The organism is Streptomyces sp. UH6, assembly GCF_013421635.1.
GTDB lineage: Bacteria > Actinomycetota > Actinomycetes > Streptomycetales > Streptomycetaceae > Streptomyces > Streptomyces abyssomicinicus.
Genome location: NZ_JACADT010000379.1, coordinates 1 through 5040, shown reverse-complemented (window position 1 = coordinate 5040; position 5040 = coordinate 1). Strand labels below are relative to the sequence as shown.

The following is a 5040-nucleotide window of genomic DNA, read 5'->3' as shown; positions in this document are numbered from 1 at the left end:
TGGGGCGCTTGGTGCGGACGCCGACACCGCCCCAGAACGCGAACCCGGTGACGACGACCCGCGGCGCCCCCGGTTCGGGGCCCGTGTCGTCGCCCCGCGTGTCGTGGTCGAACCCGCCCATGAGCCCCGCGCCGCGCATCACGACCTCGACACCCGGCGGGACGATGATGTCCACCCCGCCCATCACCGCGACGCAGTTGAGCACGACCTCACGGTCCGCGAAGTAGGCGTCGCGGAGATCGATCACGCCGCCGCCCATCACCGCCACCGCGTTGAACCGCCGCGGCGCCACCCACCGTCCGACCCGCTGGAAACCCGACATCACCGCGATCCCCCAGTCGGAGGAACCCTGGCCGCCGGTGATCCGCGACGCCAGGTCCGGTTCGCCCCCGGTGCCGGCGGCGGGCCGCTTCACCAGCGGGACGGCGGTCCCGCCGGGCGCCGGCAGGTCCCGGGTGACCGGCTCCAGTTCGCCGTACGTCTTCGCCCGGTACACGACGTCCAGCCGCTCCTGGAACTCGTCCATGTCGAGCCGCCCCTCCGCGAGGGCGTCCCGGAGCCGCTCCGCGACCCGTTCACGGTCGGCGTCACCCGCCCGGAGCTCGGGCAGCGGCACCTCCCGCCGTTCCCCCCGCGCTGCCCCGTCCTCGTCCCCCTCGTCCCGCTGGTACCGCTCGTTCCGCTCGTTCGACGCGTCGGCCATGGCGCGCAGCATACGAGTTCGGGACGGCCCCGGTAACGGGGGACCGGGAGGCGGACGGGACGCCGCGGCCCCGACACAGCCCAATTCTGCGGGCGCGCATCGGTCATACCGGTACATAGTGGGCGCATAGGGTATCGGCGGAACGCGGAGGAACGGGAGCCGGAGCACGCGATGACGAACGACCGCAGGAAAGAGCCGTTCCCGGGCTGGGGCCCCCAGCGGCCCCCGGACGTGCCCGCCACCGCCCGGGGCGCCGCGGACGGGCCCGCCCCCGCCGCCCGGCGGAAGGGCTGGCGTCGGGCCCTCCCCACCTGGCGTTTCACCCTCCTGGGCCTGGTCGCCGTCATCCTGCTCGGCGCGGCCTCCCTGGCGGCCGGCTACCACCTGGTCAAGATTCCCCGCGCCAACGCCGCCGCCACCATGCAGAGCAACGTGTTCCTCTACGCGGACGGCTCCCGCCTGGCCCGCGACGGGGACGTCAACCGGGAGAGCGTGGAGCTGGCCCAGGTCTCCGCGTACGCGCGGCACGCCGTGCTGGCCGCCGAGGACCGGGACTTTTACGACGGCTCCGGGGTGGACCCCCAGGCGATGGTCCGCGGAGCCTGGAACACCGTCACCGGCAAGGGCCGGCAGTCGGGTTCCACGATCACCCAGCAGTACGTGAAGAACTACTACCTGGGCCAGGAGCAGACCCTGACCCGCAAGGGCAAGGAGTTCTTCATCGCCATCAAGCTGGACCGGGAGAAGTCCAAGGACGAGATCCTCCAGGGCTACCTGAACACCAGCTACTTCGGCCGCAACACCTACGGCATCCAGGCCGCCGCCCAGGCCTACTACGGCATCGACGCCTCCGAGCTGGACGCCGCGCAGGGCGCCTACCTGGCCGCGCTGCTGAACTCCCCGAACGCCTACGACATCGACGCCCACCCGGAGAACCGGGAGAAGGCCCTGGTCCGCTGGAACTACGTGCTGGACGGCATGGTCAAGGAGGGCTGGCTCACCAGGACGGAGCGGGCCGCCCTGACGTTTCCCGCCCCGCGTCCCAACCGGGCGAACACGGCGCTCTCCGGCCAGCGCGGCTACGTCGTCAACGCCGTCAAGGCGTACCTGGCGGAGCACGGCATCCTCCGGGAGGCCGACCTGGAGGGCGGTGGCTACCGGATCTGGACGACGCTCCGCAAGCCGGCCCAGGAGGCGCTGGTGGCCGCGGTGGAGGAGGAGGTGCTGGAGAACCTGAAGCCCGAGGTGCGGGACGCGGACAAGAACGTGCGGGCCGGAGCCGCCGCGATGGACCCCCGCACCGGCAAGGTGGTCGCGATGTACGGCGGCACCGACTACGTGAAGCAGTACACCAACAACGCCACCCGCCGGGACTTCCAGGTCGGCTCCACCTTCAAACCGTTCGTCCTGGCGGCCGCCCTGGAGCACGGGGCGCACACCCACGACGGACGGCCCATCACCCCGCAGACCATGTACGACGGCACCAGCAAGCGGGCCGTGGAGGGCTGGCCCGGGGCCCGGTACACGCCCGAGAACGAGGACGACCAGAGCTACGGGGAGATCTCCGTCAGCGAGGCCACCGACAAGTCCGTCAACGCCGTGTACGCCCAGATGGCGGTCGACGTGGGCCCCGACCGGGTGCACCGGACGGCGGTGCGGCTCGGGCTGCCCGAGCGCACCCCGGACCTGATCGCCTCGCCGTCGATGGCGCTGGGCACGGCTACGGCGAGCGTGCTGGACATGACGCAGGCCTACGCCACGCTCGCCGACCACGGGCGGCACCGGCCGTACACGCTGGTCGAGAGGATCACCCGGAACGGGTCGCAGACGGTGTCGCTGCCGGACCGGAAGCCCACCCAGGCGATCGACCGGGTCGCGGCGGACACCACGACCTCGGTGCTGCGCGGGGTCGTCTCCGGGGGCACCGCCACCGCCGCGCAGGCGGCGGGGCGGCCCGCGGCAGGCAAGACGGGCACCGCCGAGGAGGACACCGCGGCCTGGTTCGCCGGGTACACGCCGGACCTGGTCGCCGTGGTGTCGGTGATGGGACAGGACCCGAAGACGGCCGCGCACAAGCCGTTGTACGGGGCGATGGGGCTGGGACGGATCAACGGCGGCGGGGTGCCGGCGCAGGTCTGGGCGGAGTTCGTGAAGGACGCGACGAAGGGTGAGAAGGCGGCCGCGTTCGACCTCCAGGTGCGGGCGGGCAGCGGCGACCTCAAGCTGCCCTACGCGGTGCCGAGCGACGGGGCGTCGGCCTCCGCGTCGCCGTCCGCCGAGGAGGGCGACGGGTTCCCCGACTCCGGTTCCCCCGAGGGCGACGGCGACGGTTCGTCCGAGGAGCAGGGCGAGGCGTCGGAGTTCACCGGCGACGGCCACGGCGACGAGGACGGCCCCGGCCCGGCCGCCGGACCCGACGGCCAGGGCACGGTCCTCCCGTCGCCCGGGTACGACCCCGGACCGGGCGTGGACGGCGTCCCCGGCGACGCCGCGCCGCCCGCCCACCAGGCGCCGCCCCCGGGGGACCACCACCCGCACGACCAGGCCCCGCACCACCAAACGCCGCACCACCCGTCCTCACCGGGCGGCGCGCACCTCCCGCCCCACGAGCAACAGGCGTGGCCCTGGCCCCACCTGGCCCTGTAGTACGCCCTGTGGTCCGCCCGGTACACGGAAGGGGCCGGTGACCGCTCGGCGGTCACCGGCCCCTTCGTGCCGTGCGCTACAGGTACAGGCCCGTGGAGTCCTCCGCGCCTTCGAAGCGGTCCGCGGCGACCGCGTGGAGGTCCCGCTCCCGCATCAGCACGTAGGTCATGCCCCGCACCTCGACCTCCGCCCGGTCCTCCGGGTCGTACAGGACGCGGTCGCCGGGCTCGACGGTGCGGACGTTCTGCCCCACCGCGACGACCTCCGCCCACGCGAGACGCCGGCCGACCGCCGCCGTCGCGGGGATGAGGATGCCGCCGCCCGAGCGACGCTCACCCTCCGAGTTGTCCTGACGCACCAGCACGCGGTCGTGCAGCATCCGGATCGGAAGCTTGTCGTGCTGGGTGTCGCTCACAGTTCTGTTGACGCTCACGGTGTGAACCTACCTGCCCCTCGCCCCCGGCCGCCCGATCGGGTGGGGGGTCAGCGGCGGCGTCGGCAGCGGCCGCCGCGCGAGCGGCCGGAGCCGCCCGGGCCACGGGTGCCGCCCACCATCAGGAGCCCGACCACGCCGACCGCGACCAGCGCCACCGGCAGGATGCGCTCGATCCGCGGCGACCCCTCCTCGTCGACGAAACGCCCCCGCACACCGGTCAGGGTCCGGTTGACGCTGACGTAGGCCCGCCCCAGGGTCTGGTCGACCTGGCCGCGCGCCCTGGCCTTGGCGTCGTCCACCACCGTCTTCGGGTGCATCCGCACCCCGATCTCCTCGAGCGTCTCGGCCAGCAGTGCGCGGCGCCGCTCGATGTCCGCCTTGATCTGCGCCGGTGTCCTGGTGTCCGAGGTGTCCGCCACCGTGCCGCCTCCGTGATCGTCTCGCCGTCGGATGTCCGTACGTACTGCGTACTGCTTCCCGTGTTGCTGCCCACCAGTCTGTCAGCTCGTGGCCGCGCCGCACGGTCAAGCCCCCGGTTACGCTCGTACGCGCCCACCGGTAACGAGCGACCCAAGGAGCACGACCCGATGTCCGAGCGACTCCAGCCCGGCGACACCGCCCCCGCCTTCACCCTTCCCGACGCCGACGGGAACGAGGTCTCGCTGGCCGACTACGCGGGCCGCAAGGTCATCGTGTACTTCTACCCCGCCGCGCTCACCCCCGGCTGCACCAAGCAGGCCTGCGACTTCACGGACAACCTGGAGCTGCTGGCCGGCGCCGGGTACGACGTCGTCGGCATCTCCCCGGACAAGCCGGAGAAGCTGGCGAAGTTCCGCGACAAGGAGTCGCTGAAGGTGACCCTGCTGGCCGATCCGGACAAGAAGACGCTCGAGGCGTACGGGGCGTTCGGCGAGAAGAAGCTGTACGGCAAGACCGTCGTCGGCGTCATCCGCTCCACGGTCGTGGTCGACGAGGACGGGACGGTGGAGCGCGCGCTCTACAACGTCAAGGCCACCGGTCACGTCGCCAAGATCATCCGCGATCTCGGGGTCTGACGGGCGGTCCGACGCCCCTTCGGCGCCCCTTCGGCGTCCCTTCGGCGTCCCTTCGGCGTCCCGGGCGCGGGCCCGGGACGCCAGGGCCGCGCCCGCCCGGGGGTCAGGCCTCGTGGCGGTCGGCGAGGACCCAGGAGGCCGCGGCCACACCGGCCGTGACGGTGAGTACGGACGTCCACGCGCCGAGCCGCTTGGCCAGG

At 73.1% G+C, this 5040-nt stretch carries 5 protein-coding genes; 2 read left to right on the top strand and 3 right to left on the bottom strand.

Annotated elements, in window-relative coordinates; all coding sequences use genetic code 11:
* Window positions 1-703 (bottom strand): DUF1707 domain-containing protein (locus HW445_RS18050; RefSeq protein WP_180222033.1); only part of this gene is annotated, 703 nt, incomplete at its 3' end.
* 171 nt (window positions 704-874) lie between these two features.
* Here HW445_RS18050 and HW445_RS18045 point away from each other — a divergent pair.
* A complete protein-coding gene (locus tag HW445_RS18045) occupies window positions 875-3349 on the top strand; it encodes a transglycosylase domain-containing protein (RefSeq protein WP_180222032.1) in 2475 nt (824 codons plus the stop codon).
* 76 nt (window positions 3350-3425) lie between these two features.
* Here HW445_RS18045 and HW445_RS18040 read toward each other — a convergent pair whose 3' ends face one another.
* Entirely contained in the window at window positions 3426-3728 is a 303-nt protein-coding gene (locus HW445_RS18040; protein WP_151775204.1) for a co-chaperone GroES, read from the bottom strand.
* A gap of 104 nt (window positions 3729-3832) precedes the next feature.
* Entirely contained in the window at window positions 3833-4204 is a 372-nt protein-coding gene (locus HW445_RS18035; protein WP_180222031.1) for a DUF3618 domain-containing protein, read from the bottom strand.
* 168 nt (window positions 4205-4372) lie between these two features.
* Here HW445_RS18035 and bcp point away from each other — a divergent pair, with 168 nt between their 5' ends.
* Window positions 4373-4840, top strand: coding sequence for a thioredoxin-dependent thiol peroxidase (bcp, locus tag HW445_RS18030; protein WP_180222030.1), 468 nt, complete (start codon window positions 4373-4375; stop codon window positions 4838-4840).
* Window positions 4841-5040 lie beyond the last annotated feature (200 nt).